Source organism: Candidatus Enterococcus moelleringii (genome assembly GCF_017377575.1).
GTDB lineage: Bacteria > Bacillota > Bacilli > Lactobacillales > Enterococcaceae > Enterococcus_A > Enterococcus_A moelleringii.
Map to the genome: position 1 here is coordinate 71,315 of NZ_JAFREM010000028.1, position 22,637 is coordinate 93,951.

23 protein-coding genes are annotated in these 22,637 nt (G+C 41.4%); 18 read left to right on the top strand and 5 right to left on the bottom strand.

Annotation, left to right across the window (positions count from 1 at the left end; all coding sequences use genetic code 11):
• The first annotated feature begins 38 nt into the window (after positions 1-38).
• The 4 genes from JZO70_RS17070 to JZO70_RS17085 all read left to right on the top strand — a co-directional run bounded on the left by JZO70_RS17070 (position 39) and on the right by JZO70_RS17085 (position 3,169).
• Positions 39-1,745: an ABC transporter ATP-binding protein gene (locus JZO70_RS17070; protein ID WP_207674878.1), complete on the top strand. Its 1,707-nt coding sequence runs from the start codon at positions 39-41 to the stop codon at positions 1,743-1,745.
• The gene (locus JZO70_RS17075; protein WP_207674879.1) at positions 1,742-2,572 is read left to right on the top strand and encodes an energy-coupling factor transporter transmembrane component T family protein; all 831 of its coding nucleotides are present in this window, start codon (positions 1,742-1,744) and stop codon (positions 2,570-2,572) included. The genes JZO70_RS17070 and JZO70_RS17075 overlap by 4 nt, the downstream gene beginning before the upstream one ends.
• A gap of 103 nt (positions 2,573-2,675) precedes the next feature.
• A complete protein-coding gene (gene relB, locus JZO70_RS17080) occupies positions 2,676-2,903 on the top strand; it encodes a type II toxin-antitoxin system RelB family antitoxin (RefSeq protein ID WP_207674880.1) in 228 nt (75 codons plus the stop codon).
• On the top strand, positions 2,903-3,169 hold the full coding sequence (locus JZO70_RS17085; protein WP_207674881.1) for a type II toxin-antitoxin system RelE family toxin: 267 nt from the start codon (positions 2,903-2,905) through the stop codon (positions 3,167-3,169). Before relB ends, JZO70_RS17085 begins: the two co-directional genes overlap by 1 nt.
• Before the next feature lie 116 nt (positions 3,170-3,285).
• On the opposite strand, the gene JZO70_RS17090 is transcribed toward JZO70_RS17085, so the two are convergent.
• On the bottom strand, positions 3,286-3,732 hold the full coding sequence (locus JZO70_RS17090; protein WP_207674882.1) for an acyl-CoA thioesterase: 447 nt from the start codon (positions 3,730-3,732) through the stop codon (positions 3,286-3,288).
• Positions 3,729-4,574: an NAD(P)H-hydrate dehydratase gene (locus JZO70_RS17095; RefSeq protein ID WP_207674883.1), complete on the bottom strand. Its 846-nt coding sequence runs from the start codon at positions 4,572-4,574 to the stop codon at positions 3,729-3,731. The genes JZO70_RS17090 and JZO70_RS17095 overlap by 4 nt, the downstream gene beginning before the upstream one ends.
• 135 nt (positions 4,575-4,709) lie before the next feature.
• On the opposite strand from JZO70_RS17095, the gene pepV reads away from it, so the two are divergent.
• Positions 4,710-6,122, top strand: a complete 1,413-nt coding sequence (gene pepV / locus JZO70_RS17100; protein WP_207674884.1) for a dipeptidase PepV — start codon at positions 4,710-4,712, stop codon at positions 6,120-6,122.
• A gap of 125 nt (positions 6,123-6,247) precedes the next feature.
• On the opposite strand, the gene JZO70_RS17105 is transcribed toward pepV, so the two are convergent.
• The gene (locus tag JZO70_RS17105; protein WP_207674885.1) at positions 6,248-6,580 is read right to left on the bottom strand and encodes a hypothetical protein; all 333 of its coding nucleotides are present in this window, start codon (positions 6,578-6,580) and stop codon (positions 6,248-6,250) included.
• A gap of 98 nt (positions 6,581-6,678) precedes the next feature.
• Between JZO70_RS17105 and JZO70_RS17110 the strand changes: the two genes are divergently transcribed.
• The 4 genes from JZO70_RS17110 to JZO70_RS17125 all read left to right on the top strand — a co-directional run bounded on the left by JZO70_RS17110 (position 6,679) and on the right by JZO70_RS17125 (position 11,061).
• A complete protein-coding gene (locus tag JZO70_RS17110; RefSeq protein WP_207674934.1) occupies positions 6,679-7,044 on the top strand; it encodes a thioredoxin family protein in 366 nt (121 codons plus the stop codon).
• Positions 7,045-7,055: 11 nt separating this feature from the next.
• The gene (locus JZO70_RS17115; protein WP_207674935.1) at positions 7,056-7,520 is read left to right on the top strand and encodes a universal stress protein; all 465 of its coding nucleotides are present in this window, start codon (positions 7,056-7,058) and stop codon (positions 7,518-7,520) included.
• A gap of 122 nt (positions 7,521-7,642) precedes the next feature.
• Positions 7,643-8,254, top strand: coding sequence for a YtpR family tRNA-binding protein (gene ytpR / locus JZO70_RS17120; protein WP_207674886.1), 612 nt, complete (start codon positions 7,643-7,645; stop codon positions 8,252-8,254).
• 233 nt (positions 8,255-8,487) lie between these two features.
• Positions 8,488-11,061, top strand: coding sequence for a YfhO family protein (locus tag JZO70_RS17125; protein WP_207674887.1), 2,574 nt, complete (start codon positions 8,488-8,490; stop codon positions 11,059-11,061).
• Positions 11,062-11,285: 224 nt separating this feature from the next.
• On the opposite strand, the gene JZO70_RS17130 is transcribed toward JZO70_RS17125, so the two are convergent.
• Entirely contained in the window at positions 11,286-12,593 is a 1,308-nt protein-coding gene (locus JZO70_RS17130; RefSeq protein ID WP_207674888.1) for a S1C family serine protease, read from the bottom strand.
• A gap of 348 nt (positions 12,594-12,941) precedes the next feature.
• On the opposite strand from JZO70_RS17130, the gene rlmH reads away from it, so the two are divergent.
• Positions 12,942-13,421, top strand: a complete 480-nt coding sequence (rlmH, locus tag JZO70_RS17135) for a 23S rRNA (pseudouridine(1915)-N(3))-methyltransferase RlmH (RefSeq protein ID WP_207674889.1) — start codon at positions 12,942-12,944, stop codon at positions 13,419-13,421.
• 230 nt (positions 13,422-13,651) lie between these two features.
• Positions 13,652-14,170, top strand: a complete 519-nt coding sequence (locus JZO70_RS17140; RefSeq protein WP_207674890.1) for a YehS family protein — start codon at positions 13,652-13,654, stop codon at positions 14,168-14,170.
• A 41-nt stretch (positions 14,171-14,211) separates the two neighbouring features.
• Here JZO70_RS17140 and JZO70_RS17145 read toward each other — a convergent pair whose 3' ends face one another.
• Positions 14,212-15,156 carry a helix-turn-helix transcriptional regulator gene (locus JZO70_RS17145; RefSeq protein ID WP_207674891.1) on the bottom strand — a complete coding sequence of 315 codons (945 nt, stop codon included), beginning with the start codon at positions 15,154-15,156 and terminating at the stop codon, positions 14,212-14,214.
• 68 nt (positions 15,157-15,224) lie between these two features.
• Between JZO70_RS17145 and JZO70_RS17150 the strand changes: the two genes are divergently transcribed.
• The 7 genes from JZO70_RS17150 (at position 15,225) to JZO70_RS17180 (ending at position 22,538) form a co-directional block, all read left to right on the top strand.
• Positions 15,225-15,494 (top strand): hypothetical protein, encoded by a 270-nt coding sequence (locus JZO70_RS17150; protein WP_207674892.1) that lies wholly within the window; start codon positions 15,225-15,227, stop codon positions 15,492-15,494.
• 163 nt (positions 15,495-15,657) lie between these two features.
• Positions 15,658-15,927 (top strand): Mor transcription activator family protein, encoded by a 270-nt coding sequence (locus tag JZO70_RS17155; protein WP_242703999.1) that lies wholly within the window; start codon positions 15,658-15,660, stop codon positions 15,925-15,927.
• A gap of 5 nt (positions 15,928-15,932) precedes the next feature.
• A complete protein-coding gene (locus JZO70_RS17160) occupies positions 15,933-17,180 on the top strand; it encodes a serine hydrolase (RefSeq protein WP_207674893.1) in 1,248 nt (415 codons plus the stop codon).
• Positions 17,177-18,313, top strand: coding sequence for a PrsW family glutamic-type intramembrane protease (locus JZO70_RS17165; RefSeq protein ID WP_207674894.1), 1,137 nt, complete (start codon positions 17,177-17,179; stop codon positions 18,311-18,313). Before JZO70_RS17160 ends, JZO70_RS17165 begins: the two co-directional genes overlap by 4 nt.
• A 1-nt stretch (position 18,314) precedes the next feature.
• Positions 18,315-18,992 (top strand): zinc ribbon domain-containing protein, encoded by a 678-nt coding sequence (locus JZO70_RS17170; protein WP_207674895.1) that lies wholly within the window; start codon positions 18,315-18,317, stop codon positions 18,990-18,992.
• Between the two features lie 284 nt (positions 18,993-19,276).
• Complete coding sequence (locus tag JZO70_RS17175; RefSeq protein ID WP_207674896.1) at positions 19,277-20,968, top strand: hypothetical protein; 1,692 nt, start codon at positions 19,277-19,279, stop codon at positions 20,966-20,968.
• A gap of 1 nt (position 20,969) precedes the next feature.
• A complete protein-coding gene (locus JZO70_RS17180; RefSeq protein WP_207674897.1) occupies positions 20,970-22,538 on the top strand; it encodes a hypothetical protein in 1,569 nt (522 codons plus the stop codon).
• The last annotated feature ends 99 nt before the right edge of the window (positions 22,539-22,637 follow it).

The following is a 22,637-nucleotide window of genomic DNA, read 5'->3' on the forward strand; positions in this document are numbered from 1 at the left end:
TCGGCTTTTCTGCGTTTTATTGCCCAAGGAGAAAAACTATGACAAAACCGATGATTACATTTAAAGATTTTACTTTTCAGTACCATAGTCAATCGGAACCAACCTTAAAACAGTTAAATGTCACCATCAATGAGGGCGAAAAAATCTTAGTGGTGGGTCCTTCCGGCAGTGGGAAGTCAACCTTTGCCCATTGTATTAATGGGCTGATTCCTAATCAGTATGAAGGGACAATTGAAGGAGAAGTGCTAGTTGACGGCAAAAATATTGCCGGCAGCTCGCTGTTTGACTTGTCCTTCAGCACAGGAACAGTTTTGCAGGATACCGATGGACAGTTTATTGGTTTGACGGTGGCAGAGGATATTGCCTTTGTACTGGAAAACGACACCGTTCCTCAAGCCGAGATGCAAGAGCAAGTAGCGCGTTGGTCTGAGGTTGTGGATATTGATGGCCATTTAGATAAACGTCCTCAGGATTTATCCGGTGGGCAAAAGCAGCGGGTATCAATGGCGGGAGTTTTGATCAATGAAGCGCCAGTTCTATTGTTTGATGAGCCTTTAGCGAATCTCGATCCTTCAGCTGGTAAAGAAGCGATTGCTTTAATCGATCGGCTGCACAGGGAATCCAAAACTACGATCGTGATTATTGAGCATCGTTTAGAGGATGTTTTGGATCAGCCGGTGGACCGTGTCATCGTCTTTAACGAAGGGGAAATCGTCGCAGATATGACCCCAGATGCCTTGCTACGTTCTTCAGTGCTGGCAGAAAATGGGATTCGTGAGCCTTTGTATGTCACAGCGATGAAGTATGCGAAGGTTGATTTGGATAAAGTGGACAACTTAGCGAATCTGGCTACCTTGAATGGTTCAGAAATCAAAGAAAAAATGGTGACTTGGGAAGCTGAGCATTTCGATCTAGCTGCTTCTGTACAAGGTGAGCCATTATTGGAATTGTCTGACTTAACTTATCGTTACCGCAAACAAGATCCTTTGGTGATTGATCATTTATCAGCTACCATTCATAAAGGCGAACGCATCAGTATTGTCGGTAAAAACGGTGCCGGGAAATCCACCTTGTTTAAAGCAATTTGCGGTTTTATCTCACCGGACGGACAAATGCTGTGGAATGGTCAAGATATCACCAAGGAATCCATCAAGGAACGGGCCGACAAGATTGGCTACGTAATGCAAAATCCGAATCAGATGATTTCGAAAAAAATGATCTTTGACGAAGTTGCATTGGGCTTAGTGTTGCGGGGCGTTTCTGAAACAGCGATTAAAGAACGCGTGGAACACGCCTTAAAAGTTTGCGGTTTGTATCCTTTTAGAAATTGGCCAATCGCAGCTTTGAGTTATGGTCAGAAAAAGCGTGTGACCATCGCAGCGATTTTAGTTCTGGAACCAGAAATGATTATTTTAGACGAACCAACAGCGGGGCAAGATTTCCGCAATTATACGGAAATGATGAGCTTTGTGGAAGAGTTGAACAAGTTAGGAAAAACCGTGGTGATGATTACTCACGACATGCATTTGATGCTGGAATATACGGATCGAGCTTTGGTCATCGGCAAGGGCAAGGTATTAATGGATACTTCGCCAATCGATGTACTGACCTCTCGTGAGCTGGTTGAGCAGTCTTCGTTGAAGGAAACCAGTTTGTTCACCTTTGCCGAAAAAATCGGCTTGGATGATCCGATTGCTTTTACACGTAAATTTATCCACTATGATCGGGAGGTGCGTCAAGGATGAACGAACATCAAACCTTAGGATATCATCCCGACAATACGATGATCCATCGCTTAAACGCGACGGCTAAATTGATCTTCTTGCTGCTGGTATCAGTGGCTTGTATGACGACTTACGATACCCGTTACCTGTTAGTGATCAGTATCTTTTCGCTGTTTCTGTTTAAGCTGGCTAATATTAAGTGGCATCAAATTTCCTTTGTCATGAAGTTCATTTTCTTCTTTTCGGTGTTAAACTTATTGGCTGTTTACGTTTTTGAACCGGAATATGGCGTTCATTTATACGGCAGCCGTCATGTCATTTTAGAAGGTGTGGGTCGTTTTACGTTGACTCAGGAGCAGCTATTCTATCTGTTCAATCTAGTCTTGAAATATTTTTGTACGATTCCATTGGCGCTGGTCTTTTTACTGACCACCAATCCTAGTTCCTTTGCGGCCAGCTTAAATAAAATCGGCTTAAGCTACAAGATCAGCTATGCTGTTTCATTAGCTTTGCGGTATATTCCTGACATCCAAGAGGATTTCTTTAGTATCTCGCAAGCTCAGCAAGCTCGGGGCTTTGAAATGTCGAAAAAAGGCAAATTGACCCAACGTTTGAAAGGAACCGCGCAAATTGTTCTGCCGCTGATTTTCTCCAGCTTGGATCGGATCGAAACGATTAGTACCGCGATGGAATTACGGCGTTTTGGTCAAAAGAAAAAGCGGACTTGGTATGTGGATCAGCCCTTCCTTGGAAAAGATTATGCCTTAATGTTAAGTAGTGTAGTATTGTTTGCAGTAAGTTTGCTGCTGTTTAGAGTAAACGGCGGACGATTTTATAATCCGTTTTAACAGAAATCTAGTTGGACTGAGGTCTAGCTAGATTTTTTTGTTATGAAAGATGAATCGAATCGGCTTTTGTGTTACAATGTAATACAGATAGGAGATGAAAATAATGGCTACTATTTCCGTACGGGTAAGTGATTCAGAAAAAGAATGGCTTCAATATATGGCTGATTTTTATGGGGTGACACTCTCCGAATTAATAAAGAAATATTCAATGGAACAATTGGAAGATGAGTACGATCGTCAAACAGCAGAGGTTGCTCATAAATTATGGGTTGAGTCAGGAAAACAAACAGTCTCAATGCAAGAAGTATTGGCTGAATTTGGTGGATTATAATGAGCTATACGCTGGAGTTTTCTCCCCAAGCAGTGAAACAGTTAAGAAAGCTCGATAAACATCAGGCGGCTTTGCTTACTAGATGGCTTTATCAAACCATTGACGGGGTGGATAATCCCAGAAAGTTTGGTAAGGCTCTGACTGGTAATAAATCTGGTCAATGGCGCTATCGCATCGGAAACTATCGGGTAATCGTGGAAATTGAAGATGATCGAATGGTTGTAACAGCCATCCAGATTGGGCACAGAAAGAATATTTATTTGTAAACCTCCTTTGACTATTGAGTTCAAAGCAGGTTTTTGTTGACCATTATCAAAGGCAGATACTCGGGAAATATGGCATGTTAGTAGGATTGAATGCAGTGAAAAACCGATGAAGACGTTTATTCAGCGTCTTCATCGGTTTTTAGTGTGTAGTAGGACATGAACAATTCATGCAATTCGGGATGCTGGCGTTTGAGATGGATCAAGCGACTAGTTTCACTGGACATAAAGCAGTGATCGCTGGTTCCGATCGTAGCGACAGCACCGGTCGCTTGGTTAATAATCTGGTATTCAAAGTTCAAGCGAGTACCAGTGTATTTGCTGATGGTGGGATGGATAATGATTTCGTCGCCAAAGCGCACCATTTCTTTGTAGGTACTGCTGACCGCCAAGACCGGAACCATGACGCCGATTTCTTCGATTTTTTCAAAGGGATAATCTAAAAACTCAAGTAAATCGACGCGGGCTTCTTCAAACCAGCGAATATAATTCGAATGATGGATGATACCCATTTTGTCGGTTTCATAGTAAAAAGGTTTTCGTTGGTAGCCGGGATAACGTTTCATGATTCTTTCCTTTCATTAGTGGCATATTTTTTCATATAACGGGAGATTTCGTGGCTGATGGAGGTTGGTAAAACGACATAGTGTTCAGCAGCGAGATCATCCCCGATCTTGCTGTGGAGATAGACTGCGGCGCCGATCGTCTCGCTGCTGCCGCCGAATTGTGCAATAAAACCCGCAACCATCCCAGCTAAAGTGTCTCCCATACCGCCAGTTGCCATGGCTGCATCGCCTACTGTATTGTGCCAGATTTGTTCGCCATCGTAAATTTCGGTACGGTGGCTTTTTAACACAATGGTCGCTCCCAGCTCTTTTTGTTTTTCCAGATTGTTTTCAGGTGTCTGATCCGCTATCTCCAGTCCGCTTAGTCGCTGCCACTCCATTTGGTGGGGGGTGAAGACGACTTTCTCCGGATATTTTAAAGTCAACTGATGACTGGCAAATAGGGTAATTGCGGAGCCGTCAATAATGAACCATTGATTTTCCTGCTGAGCCTTTAAGAGCTGCTTTAAAATGGATAAGACGGTAACGCTTAGTCCTAAGCCTGGGCCGATCAATATGACATTGGCGCTTTTTACTAAGTCCGCTACCAATTCCGTATCAGAAAAATCAGCCACCATTGCTTCTGGCAAACGAGCATGCAGGGGCGCATGATTTTTTTCAGCAGTAATCACCGTAGTTAAACCAGCACCGCTGTTAATGCAAGCTTCGGCACTCATCATAATTGCTCCGCCGTATTGTTTATTGCCGCCAAATAAAATCGCACGTCCGAATGTTCCTTTGTGAGAATTGTCAGGACGGATCGTAATTACGTTTGTTAAAATATCTTCGGTTAAATGGTTCATGCGGATCACCTTCTTTGGGTTTTCTTCTATTATAAGGCAATGAAAGCCATCTGTCTTAAATAGTCGATTCATTTTGTTTTCAATTTTGAAGCAGAGTGCTATCATAAAAAGTATAAACAAGGAGGATGAATGCCCATGACCATCGATTGGAAAAAAGAAGTCGAAGCACGAAAAGACGACTTGTTAACAGATTTAAATGACTTATTAAAAATTAACAGTGAACGGGACGACAGCAAGGCAACCAAAGAAGCTCCTTTTGGACCAGGCCCCAAGGAAGCCTTGGAAAAAATGTTGGACATCGCTGAACGCGACGGATTTGCCACCAAAAATGTCGACAACTATGCTGGACACATTGATTTTGGTGAAGGCGACGAAACACTAGGTATTTTCGGTCACTTAGACGTGGTTCCTGCCGGAGAAGGTTGGGATACTGATCCTTATGAACCAGTTGTGAAAGACGGAAAATTGTATGCTCGAGGCTCTAGTGATGATAAAGGCCCGACTGTTGCAGCTTATTATGCAATGAAAATGATTAAAGAATTAGATTTGCCAGTTTCTAAAAAGATTCGCTTCGTTATCGGAACCGATGAAGAAAGCGGCTGGGCAGACATGGATTACTACTTTGAACATGAAGAAAAACCGGATTTTGGTTTCTCACCAGATGCTGAATTCCCTATGATTAATGGTGAAAAAGGAAATGTTACCTTCATTCCTCATTTTGGTGGAACCAATGGTGTGGATTACGTGTTAAGCAGCTTCAAAGCTGGCTTGCGTGCCAATATGGTACCCGGCAATGCCCAAGCAGCTGTCCAAACACCCGATGAAGTAGCAGCTCAAACGTTGGCTAATGACTTTGCTGATTATGTAGAAAATAATCCGGTCAGCGGAACATCCGAAGTGAACGGCAACGAAGTGACGTTGGATCTTGTGGGTAAAGCAGCTCATGGTGCCAGCCCACAATCAGGAACCAACGCGGGTACTTTCTTAGCGGTGTTCTTGAACAACTATGAATTCGACGGGGCAGCCAGAGCCTTTATCGATTATACTGCCAGCTATATTCATGAAGACGTTTATGGTAAAAAACTTGGTGTGGCTTACGAAGATGAAGTCATGGGCGAATTAACTATGAATGCTGGAGTATTCCAATTTGAAAACGGCCAGGACGAAGGCAACCAAATTGTCTTGAACTTCCGTTATCCAAAAGGAACCTCTGCCGAAGAGATTGAAAAAGCCTTAACTGAACTTTTTGCTGACAATGCCAAAGTTGTTTTAGATGGCCATCACATGCTTCCGCATTATGTGCCAATGGATGATGAGTTGGTGTCAACTTTGATGGATGTATTTGAAGAACATACCGGCCTTAAAGGTGAAGAAAAAGTCATCGGCGGCGGAACATTCGGACGCTTATTGGAACGCGGTGTCGCTTATGGGGCACAATTCCCAGGTTATACCGACACGATGCACCAAGCCAACGAATACATGCCAGTTGAAGATATTCTTCGGGCAACGGCGATTTACGCGGATGCTATTTATCGCTTAGCAAAATAAACAAAAAAAGGCCACGAAAATCAAAAAGATTTTCGTGGCCTTTTTTAGATAATGCAAGTTTTTCCAAATGTTAACGTTGTCCGGCTTCTCAAAGCTGAACGAGTTTGCGAAGCCTGCAGCATTACTTACAAAGCAAGACGATCAATTGTTAGAACTGCACCGGTTTTCACGTCAGCCAAGAATTCATAGGCAACCAGCTTGCCGTCTTCTAAACGGGTAATCCCGCCTTCGACGCCATTCATGCGAACGGCAAATTTTCTTAATGGTTTTGTTTCAAAAGAAATCCAAGAGCCTTCAATCGGGCCTTCCTCTAAGAAAGCTTTTTTGATCTGGTTTAGAATTTCATCTGGTGATAAATTTTGGTTTTTCTGATACCAATAACTGCCAGCGATACCGCCAACTAATCCAACAGCTGAACCAATCGCTAAACCTCGCGAAAAATCTGATAGCTTGCCCATATGCGTAACCTCCTTGACATACATTTCCAGTCAATTTTAACATAGATTCCAGCAAAAGGTCTTGCTATTTGATAAAAATACTTTCTTTCGCAAAACAAATGGAAACGTGTATAATTAAGGTAACAATAGAAAAGGTCGTGACGCAAATGATTATTCCAAAAAATATTGAGGAACTTGCTAAGTATGTGGAAAACGGAAAGAATGTTTTCTTTTTCACTGCGGATTGGTGTGGTGATTGCAGCTTTATTAAACCGCAACTGCCTGAGATCGAAGCCGCCTTTCCTCAATTTCAATTCATTCAAGTTGACCGGGATGAGTACATAGAGGTAGCCGCTGAATGGAATATTTTTGGGATCCCCAGCTTTGTAGTAATAAATGACGGTGAAGAATTAGGCCGTTTGGTGAATAAAAATCGTAAAACTAAGGAAGAGATTATGGGCTTTTTAGAAAAAGTAGAAGGGTAGTGGGAATAATGATGACGCAAAATTATCAACGTATTTTAGTAGGGACAGACGGCAGTGAGCAAGCAATGGAGGCCTTTAAAAAAGCGCTGGCGGTAGCTGAACGTAACGGCGGAATAGTCTATATAGCCCATGTGCTAGACCATCAAGCCTATAATATCATGGGATACTCTTCCCTAAATGAAAATATTATTGATCAACAGACAGCCGATGCCAAACAACTGATTACCGAATATCGCAAGCTTGCTAAAGAACTTGGCTATGAGGATGTAGAAGGAATTTTGGCCTATGGTTCAGCTAAAGAAGCGATGGCGCATAAATTACCGGAAAAATACAGCATTGATTTAATCATGGTGGGACAATCAGGTCTGAACGCGGTGGAACGCTTCATGACCGGAAGTGTTGCCAGCCACGTCATCAAAGAAGCCCCTTGCGACGTATTAATCGTTCATCCAAGTAAAGAAGACGCTGGTAAATAGCCAGCTTTCCAAAAGTTGTGATGGGAAATGGTCATTAAACAAAATTTATACTATGAAAAAATTCTCATGCATATTTTTGCTTTTTTTGTTAAGATACCAAAGGATAAAAGGGAGGTCACAGCATGATTTTTGCTTATAATAAAGAAACGATTGGCGATACTTTACTAGTGATTGTTGCCAACGATGAAAACAAAGAAAATCAAACTGAACGTAAGAAAAATGTCGCCCGGATTCAAACGGCTGACGGCAAAACCGTTGCCTGGAATTTCTTTGATGCTTCACAATATGTGACAATTGAAGGAAACGGTCAAGTAACATTAAGCGACGACGATATTGATGTATTGAACAAGCAATTAGAAATGGCTGGTTTTGAAGAACGTTTAGCAGCGGACCACGAACCAAAAATCGTCGTCGGTTATGTCAAAACCTGCGTAGATCATCCAGATTCGGATCATTTACACATTACGGAAACTGAAGTAGACAATGGTCAGGTCTTGCAAATTGTCTGCGGCGCCAGCAATATTGCGGCCGGACAAAAAGTCGTAGTAGCGAAACCGGGTGCCATGATGCCAGATGGTTTAATGATTTGGCCCGGAAAATTGCGGGGCGTAGAAAGCTATGGCATGATTTGTTCAGCCAAAGAGCTGCACCTGCCAAATGCTCCAGAGAAAAATGGAATCTTAGTTTTAGACGATGATGCGGTTGTCGGCGAAGCATTCCCAGTTGGAAAATAGAAAATAGCGGGATGAAGGAAAATCTTCTTTATCCCGCTATTTTTTTATTTTGTAGTGACAATACCCGATCAGTACTCTAAAATTTAGCAGGATCACCAAGCTTTTTCGTCATAAAATTATATTTTGCGAAAATCAGCCGTAAGTCTTTTGACAGAAATTCAGATAATCGCTATTCTTGGTAAGAAGATAGAAAAATTTCAGAAAATATGAAATTTTATACCAAGGAGGATGAAATGACTACGAAGAAAGTTCTGCGGGGACTGGGCAGTTTCCTCGTGCCCTTTAGCATCATGCTTCTGATCTGGCATTCCTTAGCGATAGCGCCATTTGGCGACAACAATTTACTGGTTAGTGATATAGGCACGCAATATTTGGAATTCATGAGTCTGTTCAAGCGATTTTTTGATGAAGGCATCAGCCTATATTCATTTTCCAATGGGATTGGCGGTTCGATCGAGGCACTGAGCGGCTATTATTTGATCAGTCCCTACAATTTAATCTGTTTGTTCTTTCAGGACGAGAATTTGCCAATTGCCTTGATTTGGATTATTACCGCTAAAATTGCCACGATGGGCAGTACGATGTATTTCTATTTAGGCAAACATTTTAAACGGCCCAGCTTTGCGACGATAATCTTTTCAACAGCCTACAGCTTATGCGGCTTTGTAGTAGCCTACAGTTTAAACTTTATGTGGCTGGATGCCTTGATTCTGCTGCCACTGGTTACGTTAGGACTGGAGAAATTATGGCGGAAAGAAACTGGCTCGTTATACGGCATCACGCTGTTCGCAACGATTGTTACTAATTATTATTTAGGCTATATGGTTTGTTTGTATGCCGTGATTTACAGCATTTATCTTTATTGGCTGGCGAATCCTACTCGTGACGCGTGGCGGATAAAGACCTTGTGGCAGGAATGGTGCAAATTTTTGGTTGTGTCTTTTTTGGCGGGGATTGCCACTAGCTTTATTTTGCTGCCGTCGTTAGTGGGCATGCTGCGGACCGCGAAAACTAATTTTGATCCGCAAAGCTTTGTGTTAGCACCCCGGTTTGCCTTTTCAGCGTTTGGGGAACTAGGGATCGGCACGTATCAATTCGATGCGCGGCTTCAGCATTTGCCGACGATGTATTCGGGCATCTTGATGGTGCTGCTGTTTATCAGCTATTTCTTCTGCCGAAGTATCAGCAAGCGGGAGAGAAGAGGCACGTTTGTATTAATGTTTGCCTTGTTCCTGTCTTTTATTGTTCAGCTGATTAATACGGTTTGGCATATGTTCCAAAGTCCTGCCGGTTTTCCATACCGCAATGTCTTTATTTTCAGCTTTTTAATTGTCCGCTTTGCTTACGCTGCCTGGCTTCAACTGCAGGAAAATTCGGACACAGGCAAGATGATTGGCAAATCGGCTTTAGGCTTCAGCTTGATTCTGCTATTGGCACGCTTTAGCTTGAATGTGGAAAAAAGTCTGTCGGATCGCTGGTTTATCGGAAAGGAATTACCGGGAGAGTTTACGTATCTTTGGTACAGCCTCGCGTTAATTTGGATATATGCATTGCTGATTTATTTGCTGCAAAAGAAAAATTATCGTTGGCTGGTTGTTCTGATGGCCGGGATTACTTTCTATGAATTAGGCTTCAACTACCAACAGGCGCTAAAGGCGGTACCTTTTGGCAGTCAAAAGAATTTCGCTAAGTTTTACGACAATCAAAGTGAGCTGATTGATGAGCTGAATGCCTCACCAACCCTGTGGCGGATCAACGAGAAGACCGACCAGTCAAGCGACGGCTTTTCGATTGCTTACAATAGTTATAATGATTCGTTTCTCTATAACTTTGCCGATATCTCCAGCTATACTTCAACGCTGGAAAAGGACGTGTTGGATACTTTAGTAGATCTAGGAATTTATTCCCGGAATGTTCGTCGCTTTACTTATGTAGATGAAAATCCTGTTTTGAACCTGCTGCTGAATGTCCGCTACTCGATTAAGCCGCAAGCTCTAACAGATCGAGTTCCTTTAAAAGAAGCCCACAATATGTATGTGTATCAAAATCCCGAGGCATTAGGGATGGGACTTTTGATAGAAAACAATCAGGTGAAGCTGCAAACGGGAAAGGTGATTGAGAACCAAGAGAATATTCTGCAATCACTGAAAAAACAGGAAAAGCATTATTTCCAGCCAGCAAAAATCGAGGCGAATACGGTAAACAATACGTTGACACTTCAAACCAGTGAAGCTGGCGAATTGTTTATGTATTTACCGAAAGTCCGCTGGAAGCAAGTGGATCAACTGCTGGTGAATGGTGAGAAGCACCAGGAATCTATCGGAATTCAAACCAATCAACTGTTTAATCTGGGACATTTCAAGGCGGGAGAAACAGTAACGGTTGAATTGAAGGGTGACAAAGAGTTTAATTTCAATCAAGCAGAAATTGCAACCTTAGAGGATGCCAGCTTCAATCAATTGTTGGCAGATAAAAATGAGTTAGCCTTTGATCTGATGGGACAGCGGGATGATCAATTGTACGGAGAAGTGACAGCAGATAAAAATGATCAAGCCCTGTACTTGTCCATTCCGTATGATGATGCTTGGCAAGTCTACGTTGACCAGCAAAAAGTACCGACGCAAAAAGTCTTTGGCAGCTTCTTGTCGGTCCAAGTACCAAAAGGCAAGCACCAGCTGAGATTAGTCTATCGACCAACGGCTCCGATGGTGGGCGGAATTGTCTCGATCTTGGTCATGACCGGTGTGATCGGCTATTACGTGATTTACAAACCCATAAAAAGTAAAAAAGGCAAAGTATCCGATTAGAAGGATGCTTTGCCTTTTTGGCTTACAGCTGTCTGAGTGACTGGTTTTATGGAATTCATTTTCCAAGGAAAAATGAGTGTTATCGTCGTACGCTTATCATCCAACTAAACGTTTCGAGTCCATTTATAGATAGGTTAACTGTGAAAACTCCTTCTACCTCAATAAACTGTGAAAAGTTGGGAAGGCAAAAAAAGGATGGCCGTAATAGACCATCCACAAAAATACTATTCACCTTGTTGGGTGTTGCTGTTAGCTTGTTGTAAAGCACTCGCATCTAATGACAATTCCACATCAACGGTGTGTTCTTTGTCTTCGCGATAGTAAGTGATCTTCACTGTGTCGCCAACTTTGTGTTTATACAATGCTGATTGCAATTCCACACCAGTTGTTACGTCCTCACCATCAATTTTTGTGATGACATCGTATTGCTGCAAGCCAGCTTTTTCTGCAGGTGTCGCTGTTTGGACACTTGCTAGTACGACACCTTGGGTAACTGAGCTAGGAACTTTTAGGATTTCTTCTTGCTGTTGACTAGTTAATTCTGACAAGTTGCGCATGGTAATTCCCAATGCTGGACGGGTTACTTCGCCATTGCTTTCCAGTTGATTGATGACATTCACAACATCGTTACTTGGAATGGCAAAACCGATTCCTTCAACGCTGACATTTGATTGTGTTTGAACAATTTTACTTGAGTTGATCCCAATTACTTGTCCGGCGATATTTACTAATGGACCACCTGAGTTACCTGGGTTGATGGCAGCATCGGTTTGGATCGCATTAATATTTACAGATTGACCTTCACTTGTTTGGCTGACTACTTGACGGCCAAGGGAAGAAATAATCCCGGCAGTTACTGAGTTGGCATATTGTGAACCAAGGGGAGAACCTAAAGCAATTGCAGGTTCACCAGCCTTCAAGCTGTCAGAATCGCCGAAGGTTGCTGGTGTAATGTCAGCTACCTTGTCTGAATCGATTTTCAATACAGCTAAGTCAGTGTAAGTATCTGTACCGACTAATTCTGCAGTGACCTTCGAGCCATCGGACAATAGGACTTCCAAACCGTTTTGACCTTCAACTACGTGGTTGTTGGTTACGACATAAGCCGTATTGCCTTCGCGTTTGTAGATGACACCTGAACCTTCAGAAGCTTCAACTAAACTATCATCGGTGCCTTCTTGTTCCTCTTGCTGCTGAGAGCTGTCACCGCCGTTGCCGAAAATATCCGACCAGCTGCCTAAACCGCTTTGCTGCTGTTGTTTCTGCAGGTTAACCACTGAAACAACGGCTCCTTGCACTTTATCAACCGCTTCAGTGATGTCTGAATTGGCGTCCACTTTCATGTTGCTGACTTGAGTTTCGCCAGCACTTGGTGATCCGCTGGCATTTTGACTTGAACCAGCACTTGTTGCCGCATAATAAATACCGAAAACTAAACCGGCACCTACTACACCGCCTAATACTCCAATCGCGAATCGTTTAACAAATCCACCCGATTTTTTAGGAGTTGGTGTCATATCATTTCTTTCCATTATTATTCCTCCATCTTAACTTGAATTTACGTTATATTAAGTATAGTATTTTTGTCTAAGGTTAGTCTACTATGCTGTTTTGACTTTTTTATGAAGAAGTTGGGTAATTATTTTTCTTTAACATGAAAAAAGTTTGACGATTTTTCCACAAGTTCCGTGGAAAAGTCCGGGATAACACTGTAGAAAACTCTAAATGAGTTATCCACAGGTTTGTGGATAACGGGGATAACTTTGGGGAAAACATATGTTTGTAATCAAAATACTGCTAAAATAGGCTTTGTACTCACAGTTTTTGTGGATAAACCTGTGATTAGTGTGGATAAGTAAGTGGAAAAGAGGGACAGAAAAATGAATATCAAAATCATTACTGTGGGAAAGCTGAAGGAAAAGTACCTGGTTCAAGGAATTGCCGAGTACACGAAGCGCTTGTCAAAGTATGCCAAGTTAACGTCTATCGAAGTTCCAGATGAAAAAGCCCCCGAAAAATTAAGCGAAGCCGAAATGGAACAAGTGAAGCAAAAAGAAGGCGAACGCATCCTAGCGAAAATCAAGGACGGCGAATATGTCTTTGCACTAGCGATTGAAGGAAAAAATCCTACTAGTGAAGAATTTGCTGCTCAGCTAGATCGTTTGCAAGTATCTGGGAATAGTCAGTTTGTCTTTGTGATTGGTGGATCATTAGGGCTGAGCAAGGAAGTCATGCAGCGGAGCAATGCGCAGATTTCGTTTGGAAGGATGACATATCCGCATCAGCTAATGAGATTGATTTTAGTAGAGCAGATATATCGGGCGTTTCGGATAAATACGAATGCTCCATATCACAAGTGATGATATCTAGGTGACCAAGGAGTAATCAAGGACTAACCAGGGAGTAATCAAGTAAATAATCTTAACTACTGAAAAGATACAGACGAAAGGATTCTTTTAAAAGAAAATGGTGTCATTCATAGACCGTTGTTGTAAAATGAATTCGACTGACATATGTTGTGTTGAGGTATCGTACCATGTGCCATAAGAGCTTATTTGAATGAAATATAAGTTGAAAAAGGAGAATTATGATGAACAACAATGATAGACTACTACGCCTGAGATATGCAATCGACATCAAGGACACCGATCTGATCAAAGCATTTGAATTGGGTGGGATCACGATTACCAGAGATGAGCTGCGGGATATACTAACAAAAATGGGACCATCTTCCCGGGATGAAGAGAACACTTACTTAAAACCAATTGACAACCAAGAATTAGATGCCTTTCTAAATGGCTTCATTATTCTTAAGCGCGGTCCACAAAAAGATAAGCCTGCAGAAGCAGCCCAACCTAAAAGCGATGAGATCAAATACATCAACAATGTCTTATTGAAAAAGCTGAAGATTGCCTTATTCCTGACTAGTGATGACATGTTAGCTATTCTTGCTGAGGCAGAAGTCTTTCCTTCAAAAGGCGAAATGGGTGCTATTTTGCGCAAAGAAGGACATCGTAACTTCAAACCTTGTGGTGATAACTATGCTCGCAACTTTTTAAAGGGGTTAGGCTTGGTTTATCGCAAGGAAGAGAATAGTCAGAAACAATAACGTTTTTTTACAGTAAAATACAATAAAAAGGTACACGGAATTCAATCCGTGTACCTTTTCAGCATGTCCTCAATCTCATCTCGCACCTTATCCACAAACGATGGCGGCGAAAGCACCTGTACGTTCTTTCCTTGACTCAACAACCACATGATCACACCGGTATCGTAGGCGGTGGCTTCAATAATTACGCTGGCGTCGTCGAATTCTTTGATGACTTTAGAGTTAGGCAATTTATCTAAAGCAGCTTCAACGATGCCCCAAAAACGGAAGGTGAAGGTTACTTCTTTTCCGGCATACATAAAGTGGATTTTTTTCCGCAGTTCTCCATCCTCTAGACGATCCTTGTAGGGGATTTTTATTCTATCGGAAGTCTCGGCAATCTCGCCGAAGCGATCCAAACGATAGATCAGATAATTCTCATACTTTGGGTTATACAGCAGGACATAAAAATAGTACTCGGAAAAAAACAGCGAGACTGGCAAGCCCTTGCGCAAAACCACTTCACCGCGGTTTTTTCGATAGTAAAAGGCGATGACGGTTTTCTCGACAATGTAGCGGCTGAAATCCCAAATCAGCTGGAGCAGGTCTTCTTGATGCTTCAGAGGATAGTAGTTCAGCAGTTCGTTGGCCATCAATGTTTTGATGTGTTTGCTGGATTCTGGAGACAACTCCTGCAATAAATGATTCATGGTTTTTTCTAGTTCTACTTTGGTCAAAGCGCGGCTTTCCAGCAGGATTTTGCCAATCAGTAAAACTTCCTGTGGAGAAAGCTCGTCAGCATTTTGCATCTTGTATCTTTGCTGAACAGGGTCGTATTCCAAGGATAGGGCAACGTCGTGGGCATCCAAAGCTTCACTGATTGCCGCGAAATCTCGCTGAGTGGTTCGTGGGGCAACATCGTAGCGTTCACTTGTTTCAGTGATGGATAGACTTTGCCCTTGATAAAGAGTCAGAAAAGTTTCTAAAATTCGTTGATTGCTATTCATAAAAGCCTCCTTGCGACATAATGTGTCATTACCTAATGATACCATATTGGTGAAGAGGTGGAAGATCGATGGTGGAAAAAGAATTACTGAATGGGTTCTATCGAGAATTAATGGAGCTGTTGGGAGAAGAGGCAATGCTGAAATTCTACGATTACTATCAAGGGCTAGTGATTAGTGTCCCAAAAAAACTTTACAGCGGCGAAAAGCTGGCGGAAAAGTTAGCAGATTTTGACACCATGGATCTTCAGGCGAAGCAGCTGTTTGCCCGAAAATATGGGTATTCGCAACGTCAGATTGATCGGTTGCTCAAGAAAAATCGTGGGAAAAGGGATGATTGATCTGGATGAGTCGGCAAATAGGGTCAATGATCATAGGTCGTTGGCTTTTTATCTAAGGGATTTACGACAAAGGTGATCCTAATGTCGTTGAAAAAATCGCGAGATAAGGTTTCGTTAAAACATTATTATTTTAATTAAGGAGTGACGATTGGGGGAAAGAGTGATGGAGCTTGATACGTCTGGTTGGAATAAAATCTACAAGGACCTGCAAAAAGTCATCGGAACCGAAGCGACCCTCAACTTATTTAACGAATATCGAGGGATCCAGCTGAATTTACCCGTACGTTTGATTTCCCGCTCTCACATGCTGGATGTATTGCGCAGCGACTACGATGGTCATAACAAGCAAAAGCTTGCGCGGACATACGGATATAGCCAGCGCAGCATTGAACGGATGCTGCGGGAAATTAGGGAAGATCAGGAGAGGAGTTAGGGCTCATGGGATTTTGTGAAGAATGTGGGGCGCCATTAAAAGAAGAGGCGGCCTTTTGTGAGCATTGCGGAACGCCGGTAAGTGGTTCGCAGAGTGAAGAACGCATAGAAGAAAATGAAACGGAAGCTGCTGAGGATTCTGTCTACGAAACACCTGCCTCCTCAGCTGAAAAAAGCAGTGAAGAGAATGACGGTTATTACGAAGAACCGCCAAAGAATCCTAAGCCGAAAAATACTGGCCGAAATTTGAGTTTAGTGGGATTGCTCTTGATCGCAGCAATTGGCGGTTATCTTTGGTGGAGCAATCGCGGTTCGGAAGGAGCTGCTCCAACCAGCGAGACCTCTTCACTAACTAGTGAAACGTCTACAACAACTCAGGAAAGCAGCACAACTAGTGAAACGCTGGAATCTACAACGGAAGTGACCGTTGAAACGCTGGAAAATACCTTTAGTGTTGCGGGAGCAAACCGAATTACTGAGGACGCTTTGAAAGGAGCTACGGGGAAATTCAGCGTTGTACTGGCGCCAATTGAAGAAAATGAGACGGGATTTTCTTCAGGAGAGAACCAAATGCGGCGTTCGGCCAGCGTGATCAAATTGTTTGTCATGGCGGCGGTTTATGACCAGGTCAATCAGGACAGCTTAACCTTGAATCAAGAGTATTCTCTAGCCAGTGAAGATATTGTTGGCGGGACAGGTGTTTTACAAAATTATCCCGTGGGCAGTGTCTTGACAATTAATCAGCTGCTGCGCCACATGATCGTCGACAGCGATAATACAGCGGGGAATATTTTGATCCAGGAACTGGGTGGACTTTCGGAACTCAATCGCTATCTTAAGGCACAAGATTTTTCCAATACCGTGATGAATCGACTCTTTTTAGATACGGAAGCGCTGGAGTCGGGAATCGACAATTATACCAGCGCTGAGGATGTGGCAAGGCTGCTGCAAAATGTTTATCAGCAGGAACAAGTTTCACCGGCCCACGATCTGGCGATGTTGGAGCTGTTAAATCAGAACAAAAATCGCAGCAAGCTACCGGCGCAAATCGGCTCCGAGGTTGAAGTCTACAATAAGACCGGGGAATATGCCGATTACGGAGTAGAAAATGATGCCTGTATTTTCGAAAAGGATGAAAAGGCCTATGTGCTGGTGGTGCTCTCAGAGGATGGGAAGTCCAGTGAACAAACGATGGCCATGAATCGTCTGGGAAGGGAATTTTACGATACGTTTATGAGGGGTGAGCAAGAATGAAATTTTGTCCAAATTGCGGGAATCAATTAGGAGAACAAGCGAAGTTTTGCGGGAAATGCGGATCAGCATTGCCGGCTTCGGAACCGTCAATGACAGCAATGTCGCCAGAAGCAGTTAAAAAGAAGGGTCTTTTTAATGAAGCAACACGAGCCATTGGCAAATACGCTGGCGAAGAGGATGGCTTAAAAATCGATTTGAATCAATTGTTCTCGGAGGTTGCCAAAAAGCACACCAATGAAGAAGCAGAGAAGATCTTTATTGCGGGAACCAAACAAACGACACCGGACATTTCCAAGGTATCAGGCGACTGGTCGAAGCCGTGGCTGTTCTCCCGAATTTTTATTGCGGCACTGATTGTGTTCGGGGCGTTGCTGCTGGCGGTTGTGAATTTTGAAAATACTAATGCGATACCAGGTTTGATTATCATTGGCGCTTTTGCCGTCCCATTTTCGGTACTGATCTTTTTCTTTGAGACCAATGTTTATCAAAATATCAGTATTTTTGAAGTCATCAAGATCTTTTTTATCGGTGGGGTTATATCGATTCTCAGTACGCTGTTTTTGTACGAGTTTGTGAGCTTTAGTGACGAGGCGACTTATTTTGGGGTCATGACGGTCACCGATGCTTTTCTGGTCAGCATTGTGGAGGAATTGGGGAAAGCGGTGATTGTTGTCTACTTTATTAATAAGTACAAGATCAACAAGATTCTGAATGGCTTGTTGATTGGTGCAGCTGTTGGCGCGGGCTTTGCGGCCTTTGAGACTTCGGGTTACGTCTTTACTGAGCTGCTGGGATACGGGGACGTAGTAGGGTTGATTATTTTGCGGGGCTGGATGAGCGTCGGCACCCACTTGGCTTGGTCGGCAATTATTGGCGGAGCGGTGATTGTGGTGAAGAAAACCAATTCCTTTGATATCAACCAGTTGTTTGATACCCGCTTCATCTTTTTCTTTGCCTCAGCCGTTGTGCTGCACGGTGTTTGGGATATGGGGATCGTTTTGTTAAACAGCGAGCTGCTGATTTACGTTTTGTTGATTGTGGCAGCTTGGATTGAACTATTTATTTTAATGAGCGCAGGTTTAAAAGAGGTTAATCAGTTTCGCCAAATAAAAAATTACGAGGAGATGGAGTAAAATGGCAGAATCAAAAATGTTCACGTTAGAAGAAGGTATGACGGCAGAGAGTGTCGGTCGAGGGTTAGAAATATTTTTCCGGGAAAAGAAAAAATTTATCGCTGAAGGAATGGTGACGCCAGAAGGTTACCTGGTTCAAGCCAAAGAAGAGCAAAGCTGGAAAAAATTTGCCGGCATGGATCAGGCGACCCAGGTGCAGATCTTCCAATCGACGCCTGAAACGATTACGGTAAATGTCGGAACTGGGAAATGGGTGGATAAAGCTGCCGCTGCAGGTGCCGGCGCAATTTTATTCGCACCACTATTAGCAACAGCAGCATTTGGAGCCTACAAGCAGCAACAGCTGCCGCAAGAAATTTTTGCCGCGATTGAGCATTATATCCAAACCGGCGGGAAACTCGTAACTGTTACCATGACCGGAAATATGGGTGCCGGCGGAATTACCTGTTCTAATTGCCACGCACAAAATCCAGAGGGTACGAAATTCTGCAGTTCTTGTGGGAATTCGCTGTTGGATACTTGTCCAAATTGTCAGGCTTCCATCGACAAGAACACCAAGTTCTGTCCGGAATGCGGGACGAACGTCCAAGCAGCCAAGGAAAAACATTGTGAGAACTGTCAGGCGTTACTAGCAGAAGATGCGAAATTCTGTCCAGAGTGCGGGACAGCTGCTGGGTAGTTTCAATGGGTTATGTAGAATAAATCAGGGAGATACTCATATCATGTAAGTGATTAGAGTATCTTTTTTGTGTTGTTTTTGAGCAGCTACTATTTTAGCAGGAAAAAAATACGTAAATAGATTTCTAGTGATGAATACATATTAATACAAATTGTCTTACGATATTCAGTTGTTACAGATTGGAAAATAGTTCATAATTACAAGAAGAAGTAGTTATATGCATAAAGAATTTGACTTATCAAAAAGTATGTTGCGAAGAATTTAATTATTAGGGAGTGAAGAAGATGATTAATTTAAGTCGAGAAATTAAAGATCGCGTTGGAGGTATCTGTAATGAAGTTGGGAAATTTTATATAGCGCCAGAAATACCTCAAAAAAAATTGAACAATGCAATCAAAGCGATTGCTCCAAATGAAACTCCAGACTATATCATAGCTATTGTCGATACAACGCTGTTAGGTAGCGCTAAAGAAGGTATCGTTTTTTTGGGTGACAAAATAATTATTAAAGAGATGCTTTCCAAACCGATTAATATTGAGTTTTCGCAACTTGAAGGTGTTTCGTATAATGAATTTACGAAAGTCGATACTAAAGGAAAAGAAAAAAAAGAGATAAGTATGGAGGTAACTACTAAAGAAACTTCCTATACGATATCTAGCGGGATGTTTGGCTACGTTAACGGGCAAGCTTTAGAAGAATTTCTCCAAATAATTATTGATGCAAACGCGACTCAAGATATGGCTGAGATAGATAATATTTATACTAAAGAGAATCAATTAATGCCTTTAGAGTTACTAGATGAATCCATAAAAGTTTGTTATGTAAAGGTATTGTGTAACTATGCTATATCTAGTGGAGATATTATCGATTCTGAAGAATACGCAGCGATTATATCTTTTATAGTCAAAATAAATATTTCTTCTGAAAATAGAATCAAATTAAGAGGGTACATGTTGAATGACGCTTTATTAGAAGATACTCAAGATCTTCTAGCTATTCTTGAATCAGCAACCGAAGATACTGAATTTGATATTGTGAAAAAATCCTTGATGAAAGATATTTTAAGTATATACAAAATAAACAACACGCTAACAGAATGGAGAGAGGATGCTTATTTGCTCAATTTAGCATCTATCGTAAAGATAAGCGAGGATGAACTACAAGTTCTTGCAGAAGCAATTCAATATGATGAGGACATTATTGCACAGAGATACGATGATACACAAATTACTAAGTCATTGAAAGACTTGTCTGCAAAAGCTGTAGCAGTAGGTGTTCCAATGACGGCGCTCTATTTTAGTGGAACGGTAGGTGTTAGTGCAATTGGGATGACTACGGGGTTAGCGACGCTTGGAATGGGTGGAGTCTTAGGTTTTTCCAGTATGTTTACAGGGATAGGAGCCATTGCGTTAATAGGAGTTGGTGCCTACCAAGGAATGAAAAAAGTAACTGGGATAAAGGATTTGGAGAATAGCAAACAAAGAGAAAAATTCCTTCAGGAGATATTGAAAAATTCTCAAAAAACACTAAATATACTTATTGAAGATGTCAATACGATTTCAAAAATGCTAATAGCTGAAATCGAAAATGGAAAAGAGACGCAACTAAAAATTAAAAAGCTTGCAGTAATAATAGATATGCTTTCAAATAGTGCTAGCAATGTTGACTCGAAAATCAATTATTTAGAGAGAGAAAAAATTGTCACTAAGTTACCAGTAGAAATAAACAAAAATCGCTTAGAGGAATTAACGAGAGCGGCAACATTGCATGAGGCAAAAGTATATGTAGAAGATTGTTATTCGAAAGATGAAAACAAACTCCGTGATGATTTAGAACTAGCAGACATGCAGCAGTTATATAATGTTCTGAATGAAGTTGGTTATTTGAACTTGAAAGATGCTTCTATTGCTAGTGCAAAATCAGGAGTAAAAAGATTTGCTAAGGGTTTGCTGAATTCAGCAGAAAATGAAGAATAACATGGATAAGTTAGAAAAAAGTATACTAGATGAATTAGGGAATGTTGCAAAAGTACAAAAAGACCAAGCCGACAAGATGACAGATGCTATTTCGGGAGTAAGAACTGGACTAGATAGCCTATCGAAGATAAACAAAGTTAACAATTTAGATCTTGAGGATTTGTTGACGAAAGCAACCAATATGTTAGGAGATGACGAGCTAGACTTTGAGACGGATACGGAGTTTACATCACAATTATTGCAGATAGATCAAACTCAGAAAGAAGAAATACAAAAAGAAGTAGAGCAATACCAAATAAAAACCTTAGAATACATTGAGATTGGATCTGACTGGGAGGATTACAGAAGAAATATAAGTGAGTATGCAACTGAAAATGGAATTGATTTATTAAGTGATCCTTTTGAAGATATGCTTTCTACTGAGCAAAGAAACCATATTATTGATAAGCTAAAAGAAGACTATACTTTGAAAGAAGCGCATTGTGACAAGTATGATTACTTATTAGCTGGTTTTTCAGGTATTGTTACTGGTTTTATCGATATTTTTTTTGTTGGAAGTTCTATTATCGGAGAAAAGGGTAAATTATCCATTCTTAGTGATAAGCAAGCTGAGAAACTTGTCACCAAATTTTCAGATTTTATAATTTCTCAAGACAAAAAAAACGGTGTAACTGTTGGTATGAGTCATGATAAGGCAACTTCGACGTTACAAAATAGAGTTCAATATTTAGAGAAGAGGTTCAAGGTCTCTTATGATGCCAGATATAAGAGCGACCTAGAAAATGGTTCTGGATTGAAGATGAGTCCAAAAAATCATCACACTATTTCTTTGGCGCATTCACCTGGACTTGAAGGATTATTCTTTTCTTTACTAGACCAATTTACTAATTCTGGCACATATTTATCTAACGGAACTTTTAAACGCTCCAAGAATAAATCAAATTCAAAAATTGAACTTAAAGGTAGAACGTTTGTAGAAAAGATATTTTTTGGCTTTGTAAACTGGATTGGTCATAATATGTCTGATTTAATTGGTTCTAATTCAGCAGTAGGTAAAGGAAATCGTGGTTCAGGATTACCAATACCTATGACACAATTCTTCCAATTATTTGATAGAACACGATTAGGATCAGGTGACGATATAGCCAAAATAGCTAGAGAAGTTTTTGAATCTGGATATGATGTTAGACACGGAGCAGCATTAGCTGTTCCTGTGGTTCTAAATAACCTAATCATCCATTTTATGTGGACTATAAAACAATATTTCTACCACAAGAAAACACTTAATGAAGTAAAATCTCAAAAAAATTCGCCAGAATTACGCAGGATGCTATTGATGGGACATGGGTGCTTATGTTTAGTAGATGGCGGAGATGCTGTAATTCAAGGAGGTGGCAATATTATGCTGATTTTCTCTCGAATGAATTTTGTTGCTTGGTCCAAGTTTGCTTATGCTGGATTTAAAGAAGTAAGGGTAATTTATGGACAAAATGTGCTTAATATAGAAGCTTTAGATAAAGATTTAGAGAGTGAGTGGAATGAGATTCTTTCGGATAGTATCAAATATTAATTTGGAAGTTCAATAGTATTGTATTATACGATAGCACTCGACGATAGCACTCGATCGTGATAAGTCGATACATTTAGAGAATTTTTTGATATTCAATAT